The organism is Neoroseomonas oryzicola (assembly GCF_012163135.1).
Classification (GTDB): domain Bacteria; phylum Pseudomonadota; class Alphaproteobacteria; order Acetobacterales; family Acetobacteraceae; genus Neoroseomonas; species Neoroseomonas oryzicola.
The window spans coordinates 991599-1014841 of the sequence record NZ_JAAVUP010000002.1 but is presented as its reverse complement, the minus strand read 5'-3'; the positions used below and the strand labels follow the sequence as shown (position 1 = coordinate 1014841).

The 23243-nt window shown below is 72.1% G+C and carries 22 protein-coding genes; 14 read left to right on the top strand and 8 right to left on the bottom strand.

Translation table 11 applies throughout. From position 1 onward, the window contains the following. Window positions 1-64: 64 nt before the first annotated feature. From gatB to gatC, 3 genes are read right to left on the bottom strand one after another with little or no spacing between them, the layout of a single operon-like run. Window positions 65-1516, bottom strand: a complete 1452-nt coding sequence (gatB, locus tag GWK15_RS11390) for an Asp-tRNA(Asn)/Glu-tRNA(Gln) amidotransferase subunit GatB (protein WP_168041395.1) — start codon at window positions 1514-1516, stop codon at window positions 65-67. Next, window positions 1513-3000, bottom strand: a complete 1488-nt coding sequence (gene gatA / locus GWK15_RS11385) for an Asp-tRNA(Asn)/Glu-tRNA(Gln) amidotransferase subunit GatA (RefSeq protein ID WP_168041394.1) — start codon at window positions 2998-3000, stop codon at window positions 1513-1515. The genes gatB and gatA overlap by 4 nt, the downstream gene beginning before the upstream one ends. Then, on the bottom strand, window positions 3000-3296 hold the full coding sequence (gatC, locus tag GWK15_RS11380; RefSeq protein ID WP_168041393.1) for an Asp-tRNA(Asn)/Glu-tRNA(Gln) amidotransferase subunit GatC: 297 nt from the start codon (window positions 3294-3296) through the stop codon (window positions 3000-3002). The genes gatA and gatC overlap by 1 nt, the downstream gene beginning before the upstream one ends. Before the next feature lie 46 nt (window positions 3297-3342). On the opposite strand from gatC, the gene ruvX reads away from it, so the two are divergent. The 4 genes from ruvX (at window position 3343) to GWK15_RS11360 (ending at window position 5994) form a co-directional block, all read left to right on the top strand. Beyond that, entirely contained in the window at window positions 3343-3840 is a 498-nt protein-coding gene (gene ruvX, locus GWK15_RS11375; protein WP_168041392.1) for a Holliday junction resolvase RuvX, read from the top strand. Between the two features lie 302 nt (window positions 3841-4142). Continuing rightward, on the top strand, window positions 4143-5078 hold the full coding sequence (locus GWK15_RS11370) for an aspartate carbamoyltransferase catalytic subunit (RefSeq protein WP_168041391.1): 936 nt from the start codon (window positions 4143-4145) through the stop codon (window positions 5076-5078). Then, window positions 5075-5518, top strand: a complete 444-nt coding sequence (locus tag GWK15_RS11365; protein ID WP_168041390.1) for a GNAT family N-acetyltransferase — start codon at window positions 5075-5077, stop codon at window positions 5516-5518. Before GWK15_RS11370 ends, GWK15_RS11365 begins: the two co-directional genes overlap by 4 nt. After that, window positions 5515-5994 carry a DUF3592 domain-containing protein gene (locus tag GWK15_RS11360; RefSeq protein WP_168041389.1) on the top strand — a complete coding sequence of 160 codons (480 nt, stop codon included), beginning with the start codon at window positions 5515-5517 and terminating at the stop codon, window positions 5992-5994. Before GWK15_RS11365 ends, GWK15_RS11360 begins: the two co-directional genes overlap by 4 nt. Here GWK15_RS11360 and bla read toward each other — a convergent pair. Both bla and GWK15_RS11350 read right to left on the bottom strand, forming a co-directional pair. Further along, on the bottom strand, window positions 5979-6872 hold the full coding sequence (gene bla, locus GWK15_RS11355; RefSeq protein ID WP_168041388.1) for a class A beta-lactamase: 894 nt from the start codon (window positions 6870-6872) through the stop codon (window positions 5979-5981). The two genes, GWK15_RS11360 and bla, sit on opposite strands and share 16 nt — an antisense overlap. A 78-nt stretch (window positions 6873-6950) precedes the next feature. Beyond that, window positions 6951-7382, bottom strand: a complete 432-nt coding sequence (locus GWK15_RS11350; protein WP_168041387.1) for a GFA family protein — start codon at window positions 7380-7382, stop codon at window positions 6951-6953. A gap of 181 nt (window positions 7383-7563) precedes the next feature. Between GWK15_RS11350 and GWK15_RS11345 the strand changes: the two genes are divergently transcribed. From GWK15_RS11345 to rpmG, 9 genes are all read left to right on the top strand, one after another. Continuing rightward, window positions 7564-8841, top strand: coding sequence for a dihydroorotase (locus GWK15_RS11345; protein WP_168041386.1), 1278 nt, complete (start codon window positions 7564-7566; stop codon window positions 8839-8841). Beyond that, a complete protein-coding gene (plsY, locus tag GWK15_RS11340) occupies window positions 8838-9434 on the top strand; it encodes a glycerol-3-phosphate 1-O-acyltransferase PlsY (RefSeq protein ID WP_168041385.1) in 597 nt (198 codons plus the stop codon). Before GWK15_RS11345 ends, plsY begins: the two co-directional genes overlap by 4 nt. Window positions 9435-9546: 112 nt before the next feature. Beyond that, on the top strand, window positions 9547-9984 hold the full coding sequence (locus GWK15_RS11335; RefSeq protein ID WP_168041384.1) for an EamA family transporter: 438 nt from the start codon (window positions 9547-9549) through the stop codon (window positions 9982-9984). A 63-nt stretch (window positions 9985-10047) separates the two neighbouring features. Beyond that, on the top strand, window positions 10048-11277 hold the full coding sequence (locus GWK15_RS11330) for an MFS transporter (RefSeq protein WP_168041383.1): 1230 nt from the start codon (window positions 10048-10050) through the stop codon (window positions 11275-11277). Window positions 11278-11433: 156 nt separating this feature from the next. After that, window positions 11434-12537, top strand: coding sequence for a DNA-processing protein DprA (gene dprA / locus GWK15_RS11325; RefSeq protein ID WP_168041382.1), 1104 nt, complete (start codon window positions 11434-11436; stop codon window positions 12535-12537). A gap of 11 nt (window positions 12538-12548) precedes the next feature. Further along, a complete protein-coding gene (topA, locus tag GWK15_RS11320; protein WP_168041381.1) occupies window positions 12549-15251 on the top strand; it encodes a type I DNA topoisomerase in 2703 nt (900 codons plus the stop codon). A 248-nt stretch (window positions 15252-15499) separates the two neighbouring features. Further along, window positions 15500-17656, top strand: a complete 2157-nt coding sequence (rnr, locus tag GWK15_RS11315) for a ribonuclease R (protein WP_245211523.1) — start codon at window positions 15500-15502, stop codon at window positions 17654-17656. A gap of 83 nt (window positions 17657-17739) precedes the next feature. After that, the gene (locus tag GWK15_RS11310; RefSeq protein WP_168041379.1) at window positions 17740-19161 is read left to right on the top strand and encodes a S41 family peptidase; all 1422 of its coding nucleotides are present in this window, start codon (window positions 17740-17742) and stop codon (window positions 19159-19161) included. Window positions 19162-19349: 188 nt separating this feature from the next. Continuing rightward, window positions 19350-19517 (top strand): 50S ribosomal protein L33, encoded by a 168-nt coding sequence (gene rpmG, locus GWK15_RS11305; RefSeq protein WP_168041378.1) that lies wholly within the window; start codon window positions 19350-19352, stop codon window positions 19515-19517. A gap of 21 nt (window positions 19518-19538) precedes the next feature. Here the strand turns inward: rpmG and GWK15_RS11300 are convergent, their stop codons facing one another. Beyond that, on the bottom strand, window positions 19539-20912 hold the full coding sequence (locus tag GWK15_RS11300; RefSeq protein WP_168041377.1) for a PleD family two-component system response regulator: 1374 nt from the start codon (window positions 20910-20912) through the stop codon (window positions 19539-19541). A gap of 116 nt (window positions 20913-21028) precedes the next feature. On the opposite strand from GWK15_RS11300, the gene GWK15_RS11295 reads away from it, so the two are divergent. Further along, entirely contained in the window at window positions 21029-21628 is a 600-nt protein-coding gene (locus GWK15_RS11295) for a class I SAM-dependent methyltransferase (protein WP_168041376.1), read from the top strand. Window positions 21629-21733: 105 nt separating this feature from the next. Here GWK15_RS11295 and GWK15_RS11290 read toward each other — a convergent pair whose 3' ends face one another. Beyond that, window positions 21734-22375 (bottom strand): VOC family protein, encoded by a 642-nt coding sequence (locus GWK15_RS11290; protein WP_168041375.1) that lies wholly within the window; start codon window positions 22373-22375, stop codon window positions 21734-21736. A 35-nt stretch (window positions 22376-22410) separates the two neighbouring features. After that, entirely contained in the window at window positions 22411-23118 is a 708-nt protein-coding gene (locus GWK15_RS11285) for a glutathione S-transferase N-terminal domain-containing protein (RefSeq protein ID WP_168041374.1), read from the bottom strand. Between the last annotated feature and the right edge of the window lie 125 nt (window positions 23119-23243).

Genomic DNA, 23243 nt, shown 5'->3' with positions numbered 1-23243 from the left:
GCCGGCTCCCCAGGCTTCTGCGGCCGAGCGAAGCATGCCCGGCCGCACCAGGGGAAGCGTGGCGTCAGGCGAGCTTCTTCTTCAACACCTCGTTCACCAGGGCCGGATTCCCCTTGCCCTGCATGGCCTTCATGGTCTGGCCGACGAAGAAGCCGAACAGCTTGTCCTTGCCGGATCGGTATTCCGCGACCTTGTCGGCATTGGCGGCGAGCACGCCGTCGATCACCGCCTCGATCGCGCCGGTGTCGGTCACCTGGCGCAGGCCGCGCTCCTCGACGATGACGCCAGGGGCGCGGCCGGTCTCGACCATCACCTCGAAGACCTCCTTCGCGAGCTTCCCCGACAGCGTGCTGTCCGCCATCAGGTCGAGCAGCGCGCCGAGGTCCGCCGCGCTCACCGGCGGTTCCGCGATCGAGGTCTTGGTGCGGTTGATGGCTGCGAACAGGTCGCCCATCACCCAGTTCGCCGCCTGCTTGGCGTCGCGTCCCTTGGCGACCGCCTCGTAATAGGCGGCCGTCTCCTTCTCGAGCGTCAGCACATGTGCGTCATAGGGCGTCACGCCATAGTCGCGCACGTAGCGCGCGCGGCGCTGGTCCGGCAGTTCCGGCAGCGCGGCCTTGAGCTGGTCGACCCAGGACTGCTCGATCACCAGCGGCGGCAGGTCGGGGTCGGGGAAGTAGCGGTAGTCGTGCGCATCCTCCTTCGACCGCATCGACCGCGTGATGCCGCGGCCGGTGTCGAACAGGCGCGTCTCCTGCTCGACCGTGCCACCCGATTCCCACACCTCGATCTGGCGACGCGCCTCGGCCTCCACAGCCTGCATCACGAAGCGGATGGAGTTGACGTTCTTCACCTCGCAGCGCGTGCGGTAGCCCTCGTCGGCCTTGCGCACCGACACATTCACGTCGGCGCGCATGGACCCTTCCTCCATGTTGCCGTCGCAGGTGCCGAGGTAGCGCAGGATCTGCCGCAGCTTCGTCAGGTAGGCGCCGGCTTCCTCAGGCGAGCGCATGTCGGGTTCCGACACGATCTCCATCAGCGCGACACCCGACCGGTTCAGGTCGATGAAGGACTTGGACGGGTGCTGGTCGTGCAGCGACTTGCCGGCATCCTGCTCAAGGTGCAGGCGCGTGATCCCGATGGTCTTGGTGCTGCCGTCCTGCAGTTCGATCTCGATCTGGCCCTCGCCGATGATCGGATGCGCGAACTGGCTGATCTGGTAGCCCTGCGGCAGGTCCGCATAGAAGTAGTTCTTGCGGTCGAAGCGCGACCACAGGTTGACCTTGGCGTTCAGGCCAAGGCCCGTGCGCACCGCCTGCGCCACGCATTCGCGGTTGATCACCGGCAGCATGCCGGGGAAGCCGGCATCGACGAACGACACCTGGCTGTTCGGCTCGGCGCCGAAGGCGGTCGCCGCGCCGGAGAACAGCTTGGCGTTGGAGACGACCTGCGCGTGGACTTCCAGCCCGATGACCAGTTCCCAGAGGCCGGTCTCGCCCTCGATGGTGTAGCTCATGCCCCGGCCCTCATGCTGGGAAGCGCCTTGAAGTCGGCCGCGCGCTCGATGGCGGCGCCGACGGCGAACACCGTCTCCTCGTCGAACGGCCGGCCGATCACCTGCAGCCCGAGTGGCAGCCCCTGCGGATCGAGCCCCGCCGGCACCGCGAGGCCCGGCAGCCCGGCGAGGTTCGCCGTCACGGTGAAGACGTCGTTCAGGTACATCTTGATCGGGTCGTCGGAGTTCTCGCCCTCGGCGAAGGCCGCGGAGGGGGTCGCCGGCGTGACGATCGCGTCGACCTGCGACCAGGCCTCGCGGAAGTCGCGGGCGATCAGCGCCCGGACCTTCTGCGCCTTGAGGTAGTAGGCGTCGTAGTAGCCGGCCGAGAGCACATAGGTGCCGATCATGATGCGCCGGCGCACTTCCTGCCCGAAGCCCGCCTCGCGCGTCCGCTCATAAAGGTCGCGCAGGTCGGACGTCTTCTCCGCCACCCGCAGCCCGAAGCGCACCCCGTCATAGCGCGCGAGGTTCGAGGACGCCTCGGCGGGGGCGACGATGTAGTAGGTCGGCAGCGCGTACTGCGTGTGCGGCAGGGAGATTTCGACGATCTCCGCCCCCGCCTCCCGCAGCCAGTCGAGGCCCTGGCGCCACAGCTTCTCGATCTCCGGCGGCGTGCCATCGAGCCGGTATTCCTTCGGCACGCCGATCCGCAGCCCCTTCACGGACCGCGTGCAGGCCTTGGCGAAGTCCGGCACGGGCTTGTCGGCCGAGGTCGAATCCTTCGGATCATGCCCGGCCATGGACCGCAGCAGGATCGCGCAATCCTCGACCGTGCGGGCAAACGGCCCGGCCTGGTCGAGGGAGGAGGCGAAGGCCACGATCCCGAAGCGCGAGCAGCGCCCATAGGTCGGCTTGATGCCGGCAATGCCGCAGAAGGCCGCCGGCTGGCGGATCGACCCGCCGGTGTCGGTGCCCGTCGCCCCCAGCGCCATGCGCGCCGCGACCGCCGCGGCCGACCCGCCCGAGGACCCGCCCGGCACCAGCCGCGCATCGGGATCGTTCCGCCGGGACCACGGGTTCAGCACCCCGCCATAGGCCGAGGTCAGGTTCGACGACCCCATGGCGAACTCGTCGAGGTTCGCCTTGCCCAGGAACACCGCCCCGTCCCGCTTCAGCTTCGACGTCACGGTGCTCTCATAGGGCGGGATGAAGCCCTCAAGGATCTTCGACGCCGCAGTGGTCTGCACGCCCTCGGTGCAGAACAGGTCCTTGATCGCGAGGGGAATGCCCTCGAGCGGCCCGGCCTCGCCCCGCGCGCGCTTCGCGTCGGAACCCTTCGCGGCCTCCATCGCGTGCTCGGCGGTGACGGTCAGCAGGGCATTGAGGCGCGGGTTCAGCGCCTCGATCGCCTCGACATGCGCGCGCGTCAGCTCGGCGGCCGAGATGACGCCTTCCTCGAGCGCGGCGACGGCGCCGGCGAGGGTGAAATCCGTCGGATGCATCACTCGACCACCTTCGGCACGCCGAAATACTCGCCCTCGCGATCGGGGGCATTGGCCAGGACCTTCGGGGCGATGCCCCCGTCGGTCACCACGTCGTCGCGCATCGGCATGGCGGCGATGCCTTCGGGGTTGCCGCCGGCCATCGGCTCCACGCCGTCGGTGTTCACCGCCTGCAGTTGCTCGATCCAGCCGAGGATGCCGTTGAGCTCGCCCTGCACGCGGGCGACCTCCTCCTCAGGCAGGCGGATGCGGGCAAGGGCGGCGACGCGCCGCACGGTGGCGGTATCGAGGGACATTACTCTCTGCTTCCAGGGAAACGGGCGGCGGACCATAAGGCCGCGCATGGCCATCATCAACCTGAAGGAACTGCGCGCGGGCCTCGGCCGGAACGAACGGCTGATCGGCCTCGATCCGGGGACCAAGACGATCGGCGTGGCGCTGTCCGACGTCACGCTTATGCTGGCGAGCCCCTATGGCAGCCTCAAGCGCGGCAAGCTCGCCGCCAATGCCGCCGAGATCGCCGCCATCGCGCGCAAGGAAGGCGCGGCGGGACTGGTGGTCGGCCTGCCGCTGTCGATGGATGGCACCATGGGCCCCGCCGCGCAGGCGGCGAAGGACTGGGCGCGCTCGCTGAGCGAGGCCACCGGCCTGCCCTGCGCGCTGTTCGACGAACGCCTCTCCTCGGCCGCGGTGAACCGGATGCTGATCAGCGAGGCCGACCTGACGCGGGCGAAGCGGGCCGAAGCCGTGGACCGCGCCGCGGCGGCGTATATGCTCCAATCCGCCCTGGACGCGACGAAGCCCGCGCCGGGGGGGAGGACCACGGAGGACGATGGCTGAGACCCTCGGCGCGGCCGGGCCGTCCGGCCGTCCCTGGATACCGCCCCCCCCCTGCTTCGACGGGCTGGGGACGTCCCGGCTGAACTTCGCCCGGCAGCCTCGCCGTCGAGGTCCGGCAGGGCAAGGAAGGCGAGGGCGATCCGATCTGGCGCACCCTGATCCTTGCCGCGGACGGCCGCAAAAGGCTGGTCCAGGAGGGCCCGACGCGGGAGGAGCAGGACGCGCTGGCCACCCGGCTGCGCGCCGCCCTGCGGCCCGGGTGACCCTGGCCGAATCCGGCCCGGCGGCCTAAGGTCCGGCCCGTGTCCTACCCGTCCAAACACCTCCTCGCCATCGAGGGCCTCGAGCCCCCGCACATCGCGGACCTGCTCGACCTCGCCGAATCCTACGCGCTGCTGAACCGCAGCGGGAAGACGCAGCGCGACCTGCTCAAGGGCCGCACGCTGATCAACCTGTTCTTCGAGGACAGCACCCGCACGCGGACCAGCTTCGAGCTGGCCGGCAAGCGGCTGGGCGCGGACGTGATCAACATGTCCGTCAGCACCAGCAGCGTGAACAAGGGGGAGACGCTGCTCGACACCGCCTCGACCCTGAACGCGATGCAGTGCGACCTGCTGGTGATCCGGCACGCGCAGTCCGGCGCGCCGGCGCTGCTGTCGCAGAAGGTCGATGCCGCGGTGATCAATGCCGGCGACGGCACGCATGAGCACCCGACCCAGGCGCTGCTCGACGCGCTGACCATCCGCCGCCACAAGGGCAGTCTGCAGGGCCTGGTGGTCGCGATCTGCGGCGACATCGCCCATTCGCGCGTCGCGCGGTCCAACATCCACCTGCTGACGACGATGGGCAGCCGGGTGCGCGTGGTCGGGCCGCCCACGCTGATCCCGGCGGACGCCGCGCGGCTTGGCGTCGAGGTCTTCCACGACATGAAGGCGGGCCTCAAGGACGCCGACGTCGTGATGATGCTGCGCCTGCAGCGCGAACGCATGTCGGGCGGCCTCGTGCCCTCGGCCCGCGAGTTCTTCCGCTTCTACGGGCTGGATGCCGAGAAGCTCGCCCTCGCCAAGCCCGACAGCATCGTGATGCATCCGGGCCCGATGAACCGTGGCGTCGAGATCGACAGCGCCATCGCCGACCACCCGACGCGCAGCGTGATCGGGGAGCAGGTGGAAATGGGCGTCGCCTGCCGCATGGCGGTGCTCGACGTGCTGGCGCGGCGGCTGCCGCGGAACCGGTGACCCCGCGCCGCGCCCGGCCCGACGAGGCCGCGGCGCTGCGCGATCTCGTCCGCGACGCCTATGCCGAATGGGTCCCGGTGATCGGGCGCGAGCCCGGCCCGATGACCGACGACTACGCCGCGCGCATCGCGGCGGGCGAGGCCTGGGTGGTGGAGGCCGATGGCGGCCTCGCCGCGGCCCTCATCCTCGAGGACGAGGACGGCGCGCTGCTGCTCGACAACATCGCGATCGCGCCGTCCGCGCGCGGCCGCGGCCTGTTCCGGGATCTGATGGCCTTCGCCGCGGCCGAGGCACGCCGCCGCGGGCATCCCTGCATCCGCCTCTACACGCATGAGCGGATGGCGCGGAACGTCACGCTCTACGCGGCGCTCGGCTACGTCGAGACGCATCGCGCCGAGCAGGACGGCTTCGCCCGGGTCTTCATGGAGAAACCCCTGTGACCGCGCCGGACACGGATGCTCTGCTCGGGCGGCTGGTCGTCGCGCTGGCGGCGGTGATCCTACCCACGGGGCTGCTGTTCGCCTGGCTGGGCTGGTCGGACCTCGCGATGCTGCGCTCCTGGCCGCGCGCGGACGCGACCGTCACCGAAGCCCGCACGGCGCGTCGCCTGGACCAGGCCGGCCTGACGTTGCTCGCCGAGACGCCGGCCGGGCGCGTCGAGGGGCGCACCATCCGGCCGGTCGCCGGCGTCTGGCTCGATCCGCATCCCGCGCCCCGCCACGGCGAGCGGGTCGCGGTGGTGATCGATCCGCACGACCCGCGCCGCATGGCGACGGTGGATTCGCTGCGCTGGTCCTGGCTCGGGATCGGATCGGCTGCGGCGACGCTGGCGCTGGGCGTCGCCCTCGCCGCCGCAGCGGTGGCCGAGGTGGCGAATGCACGCCGTCCCCGCCCCGGCGGTCAGCCTGCGCCATAGGCCGCGAAGATCGCCCCGCCGACCTCGGCCAGCACGGCATCCCTCGCCGCCAGCGTCCGCTGCGGCCCCTCGGTCAGGTAGGCCGTCACCAGCAACGGCGCCCGCCCGCCCGAGGGCCAGATCACGGCGGCGATGCCGCGGGTGTTGAAGCCGCCGGCGCCGCTGCGGTCGCCGATGCGCCAGCCCTGCGGCAGCCGAGCGCGGAACAGCGACCCGCTGACCCGGTTGCCCTCCATCAGCCAGACCAGCCGCGCGCGGGACGGCGCGGACAGCGCCTCCCCCAGCGTCAGCGCCCGCATGGTCGCCAGCATCGCGGCCGGGCTGGTGGTGTCCCGCGGATCGCCGGGCGTGCCTTCGTTCAGCGCCGGCTCCATCCGGTCCAGCCGCGTGACGGCATCGCCATGCCGGCGCAGGAAGGCGGTCAGCCCCTCCGGCCCACCGATCGCCGAGAGCAGCAGGTTCGCCGCCGTGTTGTCGCTGAGCGTCATCATCGCCTCGAGCAGCGCGGCGACCGTCATGCCCTCTCCGCCGGCCTGCCCCTCGGTGGCCGGCGAGTAGGTGACGAGGTCGCCCCGCCCGAAGCGGATGCGGCGTTCGAGGCTGTCCTGCCCCGCATCGATCCGCGCCAGCACGGCACCGCCGAGGAGCATCTTGAAGGTGCTGGCCATCGGGAAGCGGTCGCCGCCCCGGTGTTCGGCCGCGCGGCGGCCGCCGGTGTCGAGCACCGCGACGCCGAGCCGACCGCCCTGGCTGCGCTCGATCCGGGCGAATTCGCCCGGGAGCCGCGACCAGGCGGATTGCGCCATGGCTGGCGCACCCCCTGCCGCGACGCCGATGGCCGCGCCGATGGCGCCGAAGCAGTCGCGTCTGCCGCGCATCTCAACCCTTCCCCGAACCGCCCGGAGCGCGTCGTCTAGGACGGCGGTGGGGAGGGGCAAAGCCCGCCGACGGCCCGATCACGCAGGTTTGGGCTTGAGCGCCCCGGCCGCGCGGCCCTGCGCGTAATGCTCGATCCCGGGCGGCAGCAGGACCCAGGGATGCATCGTCTCTTCGAAGACCGAGGCGGTGGGCGCCGGGAAGTCCGGATCCGCGAAGGCGCCCACCACCACCATGCACAGGCCCGGGAACTTCTCGCCCTGCGAGAAGACGGTGGTGCCGCAGTCCGGGCAGAAATGATGGCGCACCTTCCGACCTTCCTGCCCGTCACGGACATAGACCCGGTGCGCGCCCTCGAGCCGCACGTCGGCGGTCCGGAAGAAGGCGTTGCAGGTGAGCGGCACGCCCGAGCGGCGCTGGCAGTCCCTGCAGTGACAGATCGTCACCCCCTGCGGCGGCGCCGAGACGATGGCGCGCAGGCCACCGCAGAGGCACTGGGCGGTCCTGTCCATGGGACGTCTCCCTGCCGCGCAAGGGTTGCGGGCGTCTGCCGTGGCGCGGGGCATCGGCCGGGCGAGGCCAGCACGTCGCCGCACTGCGGCACAAAGGAAAAGTGCCACAGGGGCCGGAACGGCCGGCGGAACGCACGGCGCCCCGTGGCAGGACTCGGCCGCCCGTCTATAACCGCTCCCGATGCGCGACCTCCTGATCACCAATGCCCGCCTGCTCGACCCTGCCTCCGGCCTCGACGGTCCGGGCGCGCTGCTGGTGCGGGCCGGCGTCATCGCCGATCTCGGGCCGGGGCTGACGGCGCCGGAGGGCGCCGAGACCCTCGACGCCGCCGGCTGCTGCCTGGCGCCGGGTCTCGTGGACCTGCGCGCCAATGTCGGCGAGCCGGGCGCGGAGCACCGCGAAAGCATCGCGAGTGCCGCCGCCGCCGCCGCCGCGGGGGGCATCACGACACTCTGCGTCCTGCCCGACACCGACCCGGCCCTGGACGACCCCGCGCTGCTATCCTTCATGGTCCGCCGCGGCGAGGCGACCGGCTCGGTCAGCCTGCTGCCCTATGGCGCGGCGACGGCGGGCTGCGCGGGCAAGGAACTCGCGGAATTCGGCCTGCTGCGGGAGGCCGGTGCGATCGCCTTCACCGACGGGGCCAAGGCGATCGGCAATGCGCGGACGATGCGCCTCGCGCTGTCCTATGCGCGGGCCTTCGGCGCCTTCGTGGTGCAGCACCCCGAGGAACCCGCGCTCGCCACCGGCGGTGCGGCGACCGAGGGCGAGCTCGCCACCCGGCTCGGCCTGCCCGCCATCCCGCCGGCCGCCGAGGCGATGATGGTCGCGCGCGACATCGCGCTCGCCCGCATCACCGGCGGGCATGTCCATTTCGCGCATGTCTCGACCATCGCCGCGCTGGACCTGATCCGCGCCGCGAAGGCCGAGGGGCTGCAGGTCACGGCCGATACCGCGCCCCCCTATTTCGACCTGAACGAGACGGCGATCGGCGACTACCGCACCTATGCGAAGCTCTCGCCCCCGCTGCGCACGGAAGCCGACCGCCAGGCCGTCGTCGCCGCGCTCAAGGACGGCACGCTGGATGCCATCGCCTCCGACCACCAGCCGCGCGATGCCGACGACAAGCGCCTGCCCTTCGCCCAGGCCGAGGCCGGCGGCGCGGGCCTCGCGACGCTGCTCGGCGTGACCCTCGCCCGCGTGCATGGCGAGGACCTGACGATGCTCGAGGCGCTGGCGCTGCTCACCTGCAAGCCGGCCGCGCTGCTCGGCCTGCCGGTCGGGCGGCTGGCCAAGGGCGCGCCGGCGGACCTCGTGCTGTTCCACCCCGACCGCGGCTGGAAGGTAGAGGCCGGGAAACTGCCGGGCAAGGCGCAGAACTCGCCCTTCGACGGGCGGGCGCTGGAAGGGCGCGTCTTCGGCACCTGGAAGGCCGGGCGGAGGGTGTTCGCGGCATGACCGACCCGTCCATCGCCTTCGCGCTCGCGCTGATCGGCGGCTACCTGATCGGGTCGATCCCCTTCGGGCTGCTGCTGACCAAGGCGGCGGGCCTGGGGGACATCCGGTCGATCGGGTCGGGCAACATCGGCGCGACGAACGTGCTGCGCACGGGCCGCAAGGGCCTGGCCGCGGCGACGCTGGTGCTCGACGGGCTGAAGGGCGCGGCCGCCATCCTGCTCGCGCGCTGGCTGCTGGGGGACCAGGACCTGGTCGCGGGAACGGCGGCGGTGCTGGGGCATACCTTGCCGGTCTGGCTCGGCTTCAAGGGCGGCAAGGGCGTCGCGACGGGCCTCGGCGTCTACCTCGCCGCCATGTGGCCGGTCGGGATCGCCTGCTGCGTCATTTGGCTGATCGCGGCCAAGGTGACGAAGATGTCCTCGGCCTCCGCCCTGATCGCCATCGCGGCCGCGCCGGTGCTGGCGCTGGTCTTCTCCGACACCGAGCACGCGCTGCTTGCCCTGCTGGTCGGCGTCCTGATCTTCTGGCGCCACGAGGCGAACATCCGCCGCCTGATCGCCGGGACGGAACCGCGGATCGGCCAGAAGGGCTGAAACGCCCTGGCATGGCGGCGAGTTCATCGCGCTGCCCATTCCGGAGACGGTCCCGCCCACCTAGCCTGCCGCGGGCGGTGCGCATGGCGCGCCCTGCGCGGGAGGCGACCGCATGCGTTCCTGGCTCCTTGGGTCCTGGTCCTTCTGGGCGCTGCTGTCGGCCGGCTTCGCCGCGCTGACGGCGATCTTCGCGAAGGTCGGCGTGGCCAATGTCGGGTCGGACTTCGCGACCTTCGTGCGGACCATCGTCGTCATCATCGCGCTCGGCGCGATCCTGACCGCGACGCAGGGCTGGCAGGACCCCGGCAGCGTCCCGTCGCGGACATGGATCTTCCTGGTGCTGTCCGGGCTCGCCACCGGCGCCTCCTGGGTCTGCTACTTCCGGGCACTGAAGCTCGGCGATGCGGCGCGGGTGGCGCCGATCGACAAACTGTCGGTCGTGCTGGTGGCGGTCTTCGGCGTGGTTTTCCTGGGCGAGCGCCTCGCCGCGGTGAACTGGCTCGGTGTCGCGCTCATCGCCGCCGGGGCGGTGCTCGTGGCACTGAAGTGACACGCGGCTGTCTTTCGGTGCGCACCTGAGCATCGCGCCGTGGCGACCGAGCATATCCGGGCCATGCATGCATCGACCCGACCCTTCCATGGCTGGCGCGTCGTCGCCGGCGCCTTCGTCGTCGCCGTCTTCGGATGGGGCCTCGGCTTCTACGGGCCGCCCGTCTACCTGCATGCGGTGACGGCCACGCGGGGGTGGCCGGTCGCGCTCGTCTCGGCGGCGATCACCGTGCACTACCTGGCGGGGGCGGCGCTCGTGGCGGTGCTGCCGCGGCTTTATGCGCGCTGGGGGCTCGCCGCGGTGACGCGGGTGGGGACGGTCGCACTGGCGGTCGGGCTGTGCGGCTGGGCGGCGTCCGAGGAGCCCTGGCAGTTGTTCGCCGCCACGCTGCTGACCGGCGGCGGATGGGTGACGCTCGGCGCGGCAGCGATCAACGCCATGGTCGCCCCCTGGTTCGTGCGGCTGCGGCCGAAGGCGCTGTCCTCCGCCTACAACGGGGCGAGCGTGGGCGGGATCGTCTTCTCGCCGCTGTGGGTCCTGCTGATCGAGCGGTTCGGCTTCCTGACCGCGGCGGCCGCCGTGGGCCTCGCGGCGATCGTGGTCGTAGGATGGCTGATGGTGCGGATCGTGGCGGTGACGCCGGACGACCTCGGCCAGGTTCCGGATGGCGAGATCGCCGCCGCGACCGCCGCGGGCGGGGTGGAGGCTGCCGCGCTGCCCGGGCCGATGCTCTGGCGCGATCCGGCCTTCCGCAGCCTGGCGGCGGGGATGGCGCTCGGCCTCTTCGCGCAGATCGGGCTGCTGGCGCATCTGTTCTCGCTGATCGCGGGACCGCTGGAGCCGGGGCTCGCGGGGGTCGTGGCTGGGCTGGCGACGGTCGCGGCGATCCTGGGGCGGACGCTGTTCGGCTGGCTGATGCCGGCCGGGGCGGATCGCCGGCGCTGGGCCTGCGCGAGCTACGCGGTGCAGGCGGCGGGCGTGGTCGTGCTGCTGGCCTCGGGTCTCGAGGGACCGGTGGCGATCCTGCTGGGCGTGCTGCTGTTCGGCTTCGGGATCGGAAATGCGACCTCCCTGCCGCCGCTTATCGCGCAGGCGGAGTTCCGGAGGGAGGACGTGGCGCGCGCCGTGCCGATGATCGTCGCGGTGGCCCAGGCGACCTACGCCTTCGCCCCGGCGGCCTTCGGCCTGGTGCGCGGCTGGTCCGGCCCCGGCGCAGGGGCGATGCTGGTCCTGACCCTTGTCGTGCAGGCCCTGGCGGTCGTGGCCTTCCTGGCGGGTCGCCGTCGCGGATAATCTACCCAAGGTAGAATTACCCGACTAATTTCTCGCCATGACGATTCCGGGCGGGGTCCGGGGTGCGCCGCGCACCCCGGCGACTTGGGCACCCGTGGCAGGTGCGTTCATCTGCCACGGGCGAAGGGTGTGGGGGCAGCGCTCCCGCGAACCACGATGACGCGCGACGTCCTCGCCATGCTGCGCCTGGCGCGCACCGATGGCGTCGGTCCGATGACCTTCCGGCGCCTGATGGCGCGGCACCGGACCGGCGCGGCGGCGCTGGCGGCCTTGCCCTCCCTGAGCCGCGGCCTGGAGCCCTTCCCCGAGGCCGGGGCGAAGCACGAGATGGCCGCGCTGGCGCGTCTGGGCGGCCGCTTCGTCTTCCTCGATGACCCCCTGTATCCGCCGCTGCTGGCGCTGCTGCCGGATGCGCCGCCGGTGCTGGCGGTGCTCGGCGACGCGTCGCTGCTTGCCGCGCCGGCGGTCGCCGTGGTCGGCGCGCGCAACGCATCCTCCGCCGGTCGACGCGTGGCGGAGGAACTGTCGGAAGCCTTGGCCGCCAAGGGCCTGACGGTCGTGTCGGGCCTCGCGCGCGGCATCGATACCGCGGCGCATGAGGGCGCGCTGCGCGGCGGTGGGACCGTCGCCGTCCTGCCTGGCGGCGTGGACGTCCCCTACCCGCCCGAGAACGCCGGCCTCGTCGCGCGCATCGCCGAACGTGGCGCGGTGGTCAGCGAGACGCCGCTCGGCACCGCGCCGCTGAACCGCCACTTCCCGAAGCGCAACCGCATCGTCGCCGGCCTGTCGCTCGGCGTGGTGGTGGTGGAGGCGGCGCACCGATCCGGCACGCTGATCACCGCGCGCCTCGCGCTCGAACACGGGCGGGAGGTCTTCGCCGTCCCCGGCAGCCCGCTCGACCCGCGCTGCCGGGGGTCGAACGACCTGCTGCGGCAGGGCGCGCACCTGACCGAGACCGCCGAGGACGTCTTCGAGCACCTCCCCGAAGCGCCCCGGGAAGCCCCCCTCTTCGACCCCGCCCGGATGGCCTCCGGGGGGCCGGAAAGCCCGGAAACCGGCCCGGACCCGCTCGGCCCGCCCCCGGAAGGGGCCGCCGAAATCATTGAATTGATTGGATTGTCTCCAGTATCGGTTGACGAGGTGCTGCGGCGCTGCCACCTGACTGCCCCCGAACTCCAGGCCGTGCTCACGGATCTGGAGCTCGAAGGCCGGGTGGAACTGCTGCCCGGCCATCGCGTCATGCGATCTGCGAACGGGTGATCCTCAAGCCAATGTCGGACGTCGTCGTCGTCGAATCCCCGGCCAAGGCCAAGACGATCGAGAAGTATCTCGGGCGCGATTTCACCGTGCTCGCCTCCTTCGGCCATGTCCGCGACCTGGAGGAGAAGGACGGCGCCGTCCTGCCCGACCAGGACTTCGCCATGGTGTGGGGCAAGGACGGGCGGGGCGAGGCGCAGGTCGCCAAGATCGCCACCGCGCTGAAGGGCGCGAAGCGCCTCTTCCTCGCCACCGACCCGGATCGCGAGGGCGAGGCGATCTCCTGGCACGTCAAGGACATGCTCGGCAGCCGCGGCGCGCTGAAGGGCAAGGACGTCCGGCGCATCACCTTCAACGAGATCACCAAGCGCGCGGTACAGCACGCGGTCGCCCATCCGCGCGACCTCGACGTGCCGCTGATCGACGCCTACCTGGCGCGCCGCGCCCTCGACTACCTCGTGGGCTACACGCTCTCCCCGCTCCTGTGGCGCAAGCTGCCGGGCAGCCGTTCCGCGGGGCGCGTGCAGTCGGTGGCGCTGCGCCTGATCTGCGAGCGCGAGGCCGAGATCGAGGCCTTCAAGGCGCGCGAATACTGGACGCTGGAAGCGAAGTTCCAGACGCCAGCCGGCGCCCCCTTCACGGCGCGGCTGACGCATCTGGACGGCAAGAAGCTCGAGCAGTTCGACCTGCCGGACGCAGCGACGGCCCACCGCGCCAAGGCGCTGGCCGAGGCCGGGACCTATGCCGTCGACTCGGTCGAGAAGAAGCGCGTCCGGCGCAACCCGCCGCCGCCCTTCATGACGTCGACGCTGCAGATGGAGGCCAGCCGCAAGCTCGGCATGGGCGCGCAGCAGACCATGCGCACCGCCCAGCAGCTCTATGAGGCCGGGCACATCACCTACATGCGGACGGACGGCGTCTCCATGGCGCGGGAGGCGATGACCGCCATCCGCGACCACGTGAAGGACGCCTTCGGCGCCGACTACCTGCCGCCCGCGCCGCGCGAGTACCAGACCAAGGCGAAGAACGCCCAGGAAGCGCACGAGGCGATCCGCCCGACCGAGGTGACCCGCACGCCCGAGAGCATGCAGGGCGAATTGGAAGGCGCGCAGGCGCGGCTCTACGAACTCATCTGGAAGCGCGCCGTCGCCTCGCAGATGGCGGCGGCCGAGCTCGACCAGACCGCGGTCGACATCACCTCGGCCGATGGGAAGATCCGCTTCCGCGCCACCGGCTCGGTCGTCGCCTTCGACGGCTTCCTGAAGCTGTACCGGGAGGACGAGGACGACCGCGCCGCCGACCTGCGCGCCGGCCTCAAGCCCGCCGAGCCGAGCGAGGACGAGGACAGCCGCCTGCTGCCGCCGATGAAGGAGCGCGACCCGCTCAAGCGCGGCGACGTCACCGCGAGCCAGCACTTCACCCAGCCGCCGCCCCGCTATTCCGAGGCCTCGCTCGTCAAGCGGCTCGAGGAACTGGGCATCGGCCGGCCCTCGACCTACGCCTCGATCCTGCAGCGGCTGCAGGACCTGAAATACGTCACGCTCGAGAAGCGGCGCTTCATCGCGCAGGACCTCGGGCGGATGGTCACGACCTTCCTGGTCCGCTTCTTCGAACGCTACGTGGACACGGGCTTCACCTCCGCGATGGAGGAAAAGCTCGACGAGATCTCCGCCGGCCAGACCGATTGGCGCGCCGTGATGCGCGCCTTCTGGAAGGATTTCTCGGCCGCGGTCGAGGCGACCAAGGACCTCAAGATCCGCGACGTCATCGACGCGCTGGACGAGGACCTCGGCCCGCACATCTTCCCCGAGCGTGCCGACGGCACCGACCCGCGGCTCTGCCCGACCTGCGGCAACGGGCGGCTGGGGCTGCGGCTCGGCCGCACGGGCGCCTTCATCGGCTGCTCGAACTACCCCGAATGCCGTTACACGCGGCCCTTCGGTGTCGATTCCGGCAGCGCGGAGGCCGCGGGCGGCGACCAGGAACTCGGCGAGGACCCGGCGACGGGCCAGAAGGTCACGCTCAAGCGAGGGCCCTACGGCTTCTACATCCAGCTCGGCGAACCCGGGACGGACGCCAAGGGCAAGCCGACCAAGCCGAAGCGGACCAGCCTGCCGAACGGGGTCTCCCCGGATGCCATAACGCTCGACCAGGCGCTCGGCCTGCTCTCCCTGCCACGGATCATCGGCGTCGATCCGGAGACGGGCGAGGAGATCACCGCGGGCCTCGGCCGCTTCGGGCCCTATGTCCGCTGCGGGTCGGTGTTCAAGTCGCTCGACAAGGATGACGACGTGCTGACCGTCGGCATGAACCGCGCCCTCGCCCTGCTCGCCGATGCGCGGTCGCGGGTGCGGGAACTCGGGCCGCACCCGAAGGACAAGGAACCGGTCGTGGTCCGCAAGGGCCGTTTCGGGCCCTATGCCCAGCACGGGAAGACGGTCGCGAACCTGCCGCGCGACGTGGCCATGGAAGACATCAGCCTCGAGGACGCCATCGCGCTGCTCGAGGAGAAGGGCAAGGCGCTAAAGCCGCGCGGCCCGGCCGGTCGCAAGGCGGCCGCGGCGAAACCCGCAGCCCGCAAGGCGGCCGAGGGCGAGGCCAAGCCGGCACGCAAGGCGGCCGCCGCCAAGGCCCCGGCCCGCAAGGCCGCGGCCAAGCCCGCCGCGAAGAAGCCCGCCGCCAAGGCGGCGCCGCGCGCCGGAAAGACGCCCCGCTGATGCCCAGGCGCGGGCCGCCCGTGAAGGGCCACAAGGCCCGCGCCCGCAAGCCGGGCGCCGCCCCGCCCGCGCCCAACGCGCCACGCGCGTCCCGTCCCGCCGACGAGCCAACGCCGCGCCATGTGGCAGCGGACGATCCGGGCCACGGCCGCGCCGCCAAGCCGCACCGCGCCACCGCCAAATCCGCCGCCGGCCCTCGCGCCAGCGCGAAGCGCCGCGCCGCCGCACGCAGCGACGAACCTGCCGCGTTGCCAAGCAAGGCCGAACTCCGCGCCTTCCTCGCCTCGGCATCCGGGCGCGTCACCAAATCCGACATCGCGCGGCATTTCGGCCTCACCTCCGACCAGCGGCCCGCGCTGCGCGTCCTGATGCGCGAGCTCGCCGCCGAGGGGGGTTCCGCCCCCGCCGGAAAGCGTGCCGTCATCCACCCGACACGCCTGCCCGAGATCGCCCCCGTCGAGGTCACCGGCACCGACCCGGATGGCGACCCGATCGCGCGCCCGGTCGCCTGGCAGGGCGAAGGCCGCCCGCCCGTCATCTACATGCGCCCCGAACCCAAGGGGCACCCGGCGCTGACCGCGGGGGAACGCGTCCTCGCACGCCTCAGGCCGATCGGCCCCGGCAAGTACGAAGGCCGCACCTTCAAGCGCATTGGCGGTGCGGCGCCGGCGCGCATCCTCGGCGTCTTCGAGGATGGCCGCATCATCCCCACCGACCGCCGCCAGAAGGGCATCTGGCACGTCCCGCAGGGCGAGGAGAACGGCGCGAAGCCCGGCGAGATCGTCTTCGCCGAGCCCCTGCCCTCCACCCGCCACCTCGGCCCCAAGCCGGCGCGCATCACCGAGCGCCTCGGCGTGATGGGGGAACCGCGCTCGGTCTCGCTGGTGTGCATCCACGCCCATGGCATCCCCGACATCTTCCCCGCCGAGGCCGTGCAGCAGGCCGAGAAGGCGCGCGCCGTCGCCGCGCGCGGCCGCACCGACCTGCGCGACATCCCGCTGGTGACGATCGACGGGGAGGATGCGCGCGACTTCGACGACGCCGTCTTCGCCGAGCCTGACGGCGATGGCTGGCGCATCCTCGTCGCCATCGCGGACGTCGCGCATTACGTCACGCCCGGCAGCCATCTCGACCGCGAGGCCTGGGCGCGCGGCAATTCGGTCTATTTCCCCGACCGCGTCGTGCCGATGCTGCCCGAGGCGCTGTCCAACGGCTGGTGCAGCCTGCGCCCGGACGAGGAGCGCGGCTGCCTCTATGTCGAGATGCGCTTCGACGCGCAGGGGCGGAAGCACGCCCACGCCTTCGGCCGCGGCCTGATGCGCTCCGCAGCCCGCCTGACCTACGAGCAGGTGCAGGAGGCCGCCGATGCCGGGACCGATCCGGCGTCGCTCGCCTCCGGCCATGTCGCGCGGCTCTACGGCGCCTACCGCGCGCTGCTCGCGGCGCGGGAGAAGCGCGGCACGCTCGACCTCGACATGCCCGAGCGGAGGGTGATGCTCGACAAGGCGGGGCGGGTGACCGCCGTCGTCCCGCGCGCCCGGCTCGATTCGCACCGGCTGATCGAGGAATTCATGGTCGCCGCCAATGTCTGCGCGGCGGAGGAACTGGAACGCCTCATCCAGCCCTGCATGTACCGCGTGCACGACCGGCCCTCGGACCAGAAGCTCGAAGGGCTGCGGCAGTTCCTCGCGACCTTCGAGATCACGCTGCCCCAGGGCGGGCACCTGCATCCGCGCGACTTCGCCCGGGTGCTGGACAAGGTGCGCGGCACGCCGGAGGAACGCCTGGTCAATGAGGCCGTCCTGCGCGGCCAGTCCCAGGCCGCCTATGCGCCGGACAACATCGGCCATTTCGGCCTCGCGCTGTCGCGCTACGCGCATTTCACCTCGCCGATCCGCCGCTATGCCGACCTGCTGGTGCACCGCGCGCTGATCCGCGGCCTGAAGCTGGGCCAGGACGGGCTGCACGAGACGGAAGCCGCGCGCTTCCCGGACACCGCCGAACACATCACGGCGACCGAACGACGCGCCGCGGCGGCCGAGCGCGACGCCGTCGACCGCTACCTCGCGGCCTTTATGGCACAACGAGTCGGAGAGTCGTTCGAGGCACGAATTTCCGGAGTGACTCGCTTCGGTCTCTTCGTCACGCTGGAAGAGAACGGGGCGAGCGGAATCGTCCCACTCGGTTCTCTACCGGACGACAGATGGGACTTGGACGAGGCCACGCAGACGCTGGCCGGTCGCAGGACACGACTGACCTTCAGCCTGGGCCAGGCGGTCGAGGCCAGGCTCGCGGAAGCCACGCCGCGCACCGGCGGCATGGTGTTCCACATCATGCAGGGGCTGCCCGCCCGCGGCCGCGGCCGTCCGGCGCCCAAGGGACGGCAGCGCGAGCGGCGGCGCTGATCCTCGTCCTCCTGCTGCCTGGCCTTGCGGCCGCGCAGGAAGCCGTCCGCAACGCCCCCTACCCCCGCGAGGAAATGCGCCTGGTGCTCGGCACCGGATTCGCCGCCATCCTCGAACGCCACCTCGAAGCCGCATCGCCCGCCGACCTCATCGTCTGGGCGCTAACGGGGCTGACGGATGTCGAGCCGTCACTGACGGTGCGGCGGTCCGGCCGGGACGTGACGCTCGCCGTCGGCGGACGGACGCTGCTGACGCGCACCGCCCCCGCCCTGGGCGGCCCGGACGGCCCGGCGCGCGCGGGCGGCGCCGCGGCGGACGACCTGACCCGGTTCCAGGAAGCCGCCTGGTCGCAATCGCAGCTGCTGCGGCGCGCCGGCGCGCCGCGCCTCATCGCGGAGAGCTTCGAGGGCATCTTCACGCATCTCGATCCGTTCAGCCGCTACATCACGCCCGAGGAAGCCCAGGCCGCGCGGGAACGGCGCACCGGCGAGGCGGGGCTCGGCCTGCGCCTTGCGCCGGGGCGCGGTGTGGGCGCGGTGATCGCCGCGGTGTCCTCGGGCGGGCCCGCCGCCCAGGCCGGGCTGCGGGTCGGGGACCGGGTGCTGGCGATCGACGGCCAGGCGCTGCGCACGCGGGATCCGGGCGTCGCCGCGGGGCTCCTCGAAGGCCCGGCAGGGTCCGAGGTGCAGCTGCTGGTCCAGCAGGGCCGCACCCGGAAGGAGGTGACGCTGGTCCGCACCCTTCCGATGGGCACGCCCGTGACCTCGGAACGGCGGGACGAGATCCTCGTCATCCGCATCCCCACCTTCTCGGCCCAGACCGACCGGCAGGTCGCCGCGGCGCTGCTCGGCGCCATCGCGCAGGGGCGGCCGCGCGGGGTGGTGCTCGACCTGCGGGGCAACCGGGGCGGGCTGCTGTCGCAGGCGGCGGCGGTGGCGGACATCTTCCTCGGCGAAGGCGAGGCCTTCCGCACCATCGGCCGGCACCCCGACGCCAGCCGGATCTACGTCACCACGGGGCCGGACATCACCGACGGGCTGCCGGTGGTCACGCTGGTGGATGGGCGCACCGCCTCCTCGGCCGAGATCCTCGCCGCCGCGCTCGGCGACCGCGGCCGCGCGGCGGTCGCCGGCACCGTCACCATGGGCAAGGGGACGGTGCAGGTGGTGATCCCGCTGCCGGACGGGGGGGAGCTGCTGATCTCCTGGTCGCGGCTGGTGATGCCGGCGGGCTGGCCGCTGCAGGCGGTGGGCGTGATCCCGGGCCTGTGCACCGCCGGGGGACCGGAGCCGACGGCGGTGAACCTCGCGGCGCTGCGCGCCGGGGCGCGGCCGATGGGCCCCGTGCAGGCCGCCGAGCGCGCCCTGCGGCTGCCGGTGCGGGAGGCCGAGGCCGAGCGCCTGCGCGCCGCCTGCCCGCCGGGCGATGCGACCGAGTCGGAACTGGCCGCGGCCCGCGCGCTGGCCTCGGACCCCTTCGCGATCGTCGCCGCCCTGCCGCGCTGACGCCGCGCGGAGCGCATCCGCGGTCCTCGGCGCTGCGGCACGGCCCCGGGCCGGCGCCTGGTGGCCTCGCTGCGACGTCGATTCCGGCGCCGATCGGCCCCGCTTTCGCTTGACTGGGGCGTGGCGGACGCTAGTTTCCGGTCCCTCGCACCCGGGGCCCCTTGGCCTGCGGGCCACGGAGTTTTGTCATGGCCAAGTCGAACACCATCCTGATCCGCCTCGTGAGCAGCGCCGACACCGGCTACTTCTACGTGACGAAGAAGAACACGCGCACGATGACCTCCAAGATGGAGAAGAAGAAGTACGACCCCGTCGCGCGCAAGCACGTCGTCTTCCGCGAAGCCAAGATCAAGTGATTGGAAGGCCGGGGCGCCGCCTCAGCGCGCCTCGGCCCTGCGGTCCTCCAGGGCCGCCTTCTCCACCCGGTTCCGGCCGCGGTCCTTGGCGCGATAGAGCGCCGCATCGGCCGCGGCGATCAGGTTTTCCGGGCTGACGCCTTCTTCCGACACGGCGGCGCCGACGCTGATCGTCACGGGCAGTGACAGCCCCGGCGCCGTGATCGGCTGCCCGGCGATCGCCGCCCGCAGGCGCTCGCCCACGGCCAGCGCCTCCTCCTCCCCCGCCGCGGCGATGACCGCCATGAACTCCTCGCCGCCATAGCGGGCGACGACGTCCACGGCGCGGAGATGCTCGCGCAGGCGGGACGCGACCTCCCGCAGCGCGATGTCGCCGACGGCGTGGCCATAGCGGTCGTTCAGCGGCTTGAAGCGATCCACGTCGATCAGCAGCACCGCCGCCGAGGCCCCGGACCCGAGCAGCTGGTCCAGGTGCCGGCGCACATAGCGGCGATTCCGCAGCCCGGTCAGCGGATCGGTCACCGCCAGTTCCAGCGACCGGTCGAGATTGTCCCGCAGCAATTCCTGGTAGCGGCGCCGGCGCAGCTGGTTGCGGACCCGCGCCCGCAATTCAGGCGCATCCACCGGCCGCATCACGTGGTCGCTGGCGCCGAGGTCGAAGGCGCGCAGCAGCGCCTGGCGCTGTTCCTCCGCCGCCAGCATCACCAGCGGCATGTCGCGGCTTTCCGTCCGCGCCCGCAGGCGGGAGGTCAGGCGCAGCGCATCCCCGCCGGCGAGCGGCAGGCTCAGTAGCGCGAGGTCGTGCTCGTCATCCTGCAGGCGTTCCCAGGCGGCGGCCTCGTCCGGCGCATGCTCCACCTGCACGCCGTCGGGCGCGAGCGCGGCGGCGACCGATTCCGCCTCCCCCGGTACGCCGCCGGCGAACAGCAGCCGGGACCCGAAGGCGACTTCCTCGGGTGGCTCGGCCGGTTCGACGCCGAGCTCGCGCACGGTGTCCGCGCGCAGCCGCCAGGCGTCGAGAACCTGCTTGACCCGCAGCAGCGCGCGCAGCCGCGCCAGCAGCAGGGCCGTATCGACCGGCTTGGACAGGAAGTCGTCCGCCCCGGCCTCGAGCCCGCGCACGCGCTCGGACTGCTCCACCAGGGCGGTGACCATCACCACCGGAATATGGGCCGTCGCCGGCTGGGACTTCAGCCGCCGGCAGACCTCGTAGCCGTCCATGCCCGGCATCATCACGTCGAGCAGCACGACATCCGGCGCCCAGGCCGAGGACAGCGCCAGCGCCTCCGGCCCCGAGGCGGCGAGCGCGACCTCGAAATACTCGGCCCGCAGCTTGGCTTCGAGCAGGCGGAGGTTCGCCGGCACGTCGTCGACGACGAGGATGCGCGCGGTCATGCCGCGGCCGCCCGGGCGGCGCCACCGAACGGTAACTGGCCGCCCCGGGATGCGCGACCTATCACCGGATGGATGACAACCCCTTGAATCGTCATCGCTTTGTCACGGAGAGAGGCATGTCGGGCATCATACTCGGAAACCGGTCCGAAGGTCGCGCGGCGAGTGGCGCGGCGCTCTTCTTCCGCCGCTGGCTGGCGAACCCGCTGCAGATGGGTTCGGTCGTCCCGTCCTCCCCGGCGCTCGGGCGCCGCATCGCGGCCCTCATCGAGCGTGCCGGCGACGAGGTGGTGGTGGAACTCGGCGCCGGCACCGGCGCGATCTCGCGCGCCCTGCTCGCGAACGGCGTGCCGGCCGACCGGCTGGTGGTGGTCGAGATCGTGCCCGAGATGGCGAAGCACCTGGCGCGCACCCTGCCCGGCGTCACCGTGGTCGAGGGCGACGCCTTCGCCCTGCCCGAGACGCTGCCCGCCGCCCTGCACGGCAAGGTCGGCACGGCGATCTGCGGCATCCCGCTGGTATTGCTGCCGACCGAGCAGCAGCAGCGATTCGTCGCCGCCGTCGAGGCGGTGGCACCAGGCCGCGGCTTCCTGCTGTACAGCTATTGCGTGACCTCGCCTTTGCCGATGAAGACGCTTGGGCTCACGGGTCGTCGCGAGGCCTGGACGCCGCTGAACTTCCCGCCGGCCAGCGTCTGGCGATACCGTCCGGCCGTCTGAAGGCGCCATTCCACTCCTCGCATGCGGTGGCGCATTGCGCCGCCGCACGAGTCTACACAGCCAAGTTCACCAGGACATGAAAAGGTTGGTGATCGCCGGGCGCGGTCACGCGCTGGTCAGCGTCACCTCGCGCCCGTCGCGGCCGCGCAGATGCGCGATCAGCCGTGGATGCGGGCTCTGGCGCACCTTCACCGCGTCGCCGAGGCCGCGCGCCGTCAGCGAGGATCGGACCGCCACCGCATCGGGATGCTCGGCCTCGAGCCCCGTCAGGCGCCAGCCCGAATCCTTGATGTGCTTTGCCGCGCGCTCGCCATCCCACTGGATCAGCGGCGGGATCAGGTTGTCCATGTCCTGCCGCTGCGGCGGAAAGGCCATGCGCCAGGACAGGTTGCCGCGCGTCATGGCGCGGATGTCGCCCGCATGGGACGGGCCAAGCCGCGCGACCACGGCATCGAGCGCCGGCGTCGAGGCGACATAGGCGATCAGCCGCGGCTCGGCCTCCAGCGCGGTCTTCAGCGATGCGTCGTCGAGGTCGAAGGGCCGGGGATGCGGCGGGTCGGGCTGGGCCGGATCCGGCGCGATCAGCTCGATGTAGCAGTTGGCGCCCATGCCCAGCAGCATGTTGTGCGTGCCGACGCCCGGATGCGCGCCGCCCTTGGTGGGCTTCACGCCCAGCAGCTCCTCGATGTAGCGCGCACCTTCGTCGAGCGTGCGCGCACCGATGACGATATGGTCGATCTCGGCCATGTGGTTCCTGGCGTCCGTGTTGGTCCGGGGACGGGTCAGCGTACCGCGAACTGGGTCTTGCCGAACATGATCTCCCGCTCGGCGTCGGTCATGGTGCCCCGGCGCTGGTTCTCCGCCAGGACCGCGACGCCGCGCTGCACGGCGGGGCGGGCGGCGATGGCATCGTGCCAGCGCTTCACGTTGGGATATTGACCGAGATCAACGTTGCGCCGGTCGGGGTTCCGGATCCAGGGAAAGGTCGCGATGTCGGCGATCGAGTAGTCCGGGCCCGCGAGGTAGACGCTTTCGGCCAGGCGCTTGTCGAGCACGCGGTGCAGGCGCGCGACCTCGTTGGTGTAGCGCTCGATGGCGTAGGGCAGCTTTTCCGCCGCGTAGTTCGCGAAGTGGTTGTACTGGCCGAACATCGGCCCGACGCCGCCCATCTGGAACATCACCCATTGCAGGCAGCGGTAGCGGGTGGCGGGGTCCTTCGGCAGCAGGTCCGATCCGGCCTTCTCGGCCAGGTAGATCAGGATCGCGCCGCTCTCGAACAGGCTGAAGCGCTCCCCGCCCGGGCCTTCCGGGTCGACGATGGCGGGGATGCGGTGGTTCGGCGTGATGGCAAGGAATTCGGGGCGGAACTGCTCGCCCTTGCCGATCGCGACCGGGACCACCGTGTAGGCCAGGCCGAGTTCCTCGAGCATGATGTGGACCTTGTGGCCGTTGGGCGTCGGCCAGGTCCAGACCTCGATGGGGGCGGGCATGGAAGTCTCCTCAGGTCGTTCAACCCACGATGGGCACGCCCCGGCGGGGGCGCAAGGCGGCCCGTGACGATGGGATGAAACCCGCCCGCCAGCGGATGCCGGCGCGGGTCCTCCGCATTGACCCG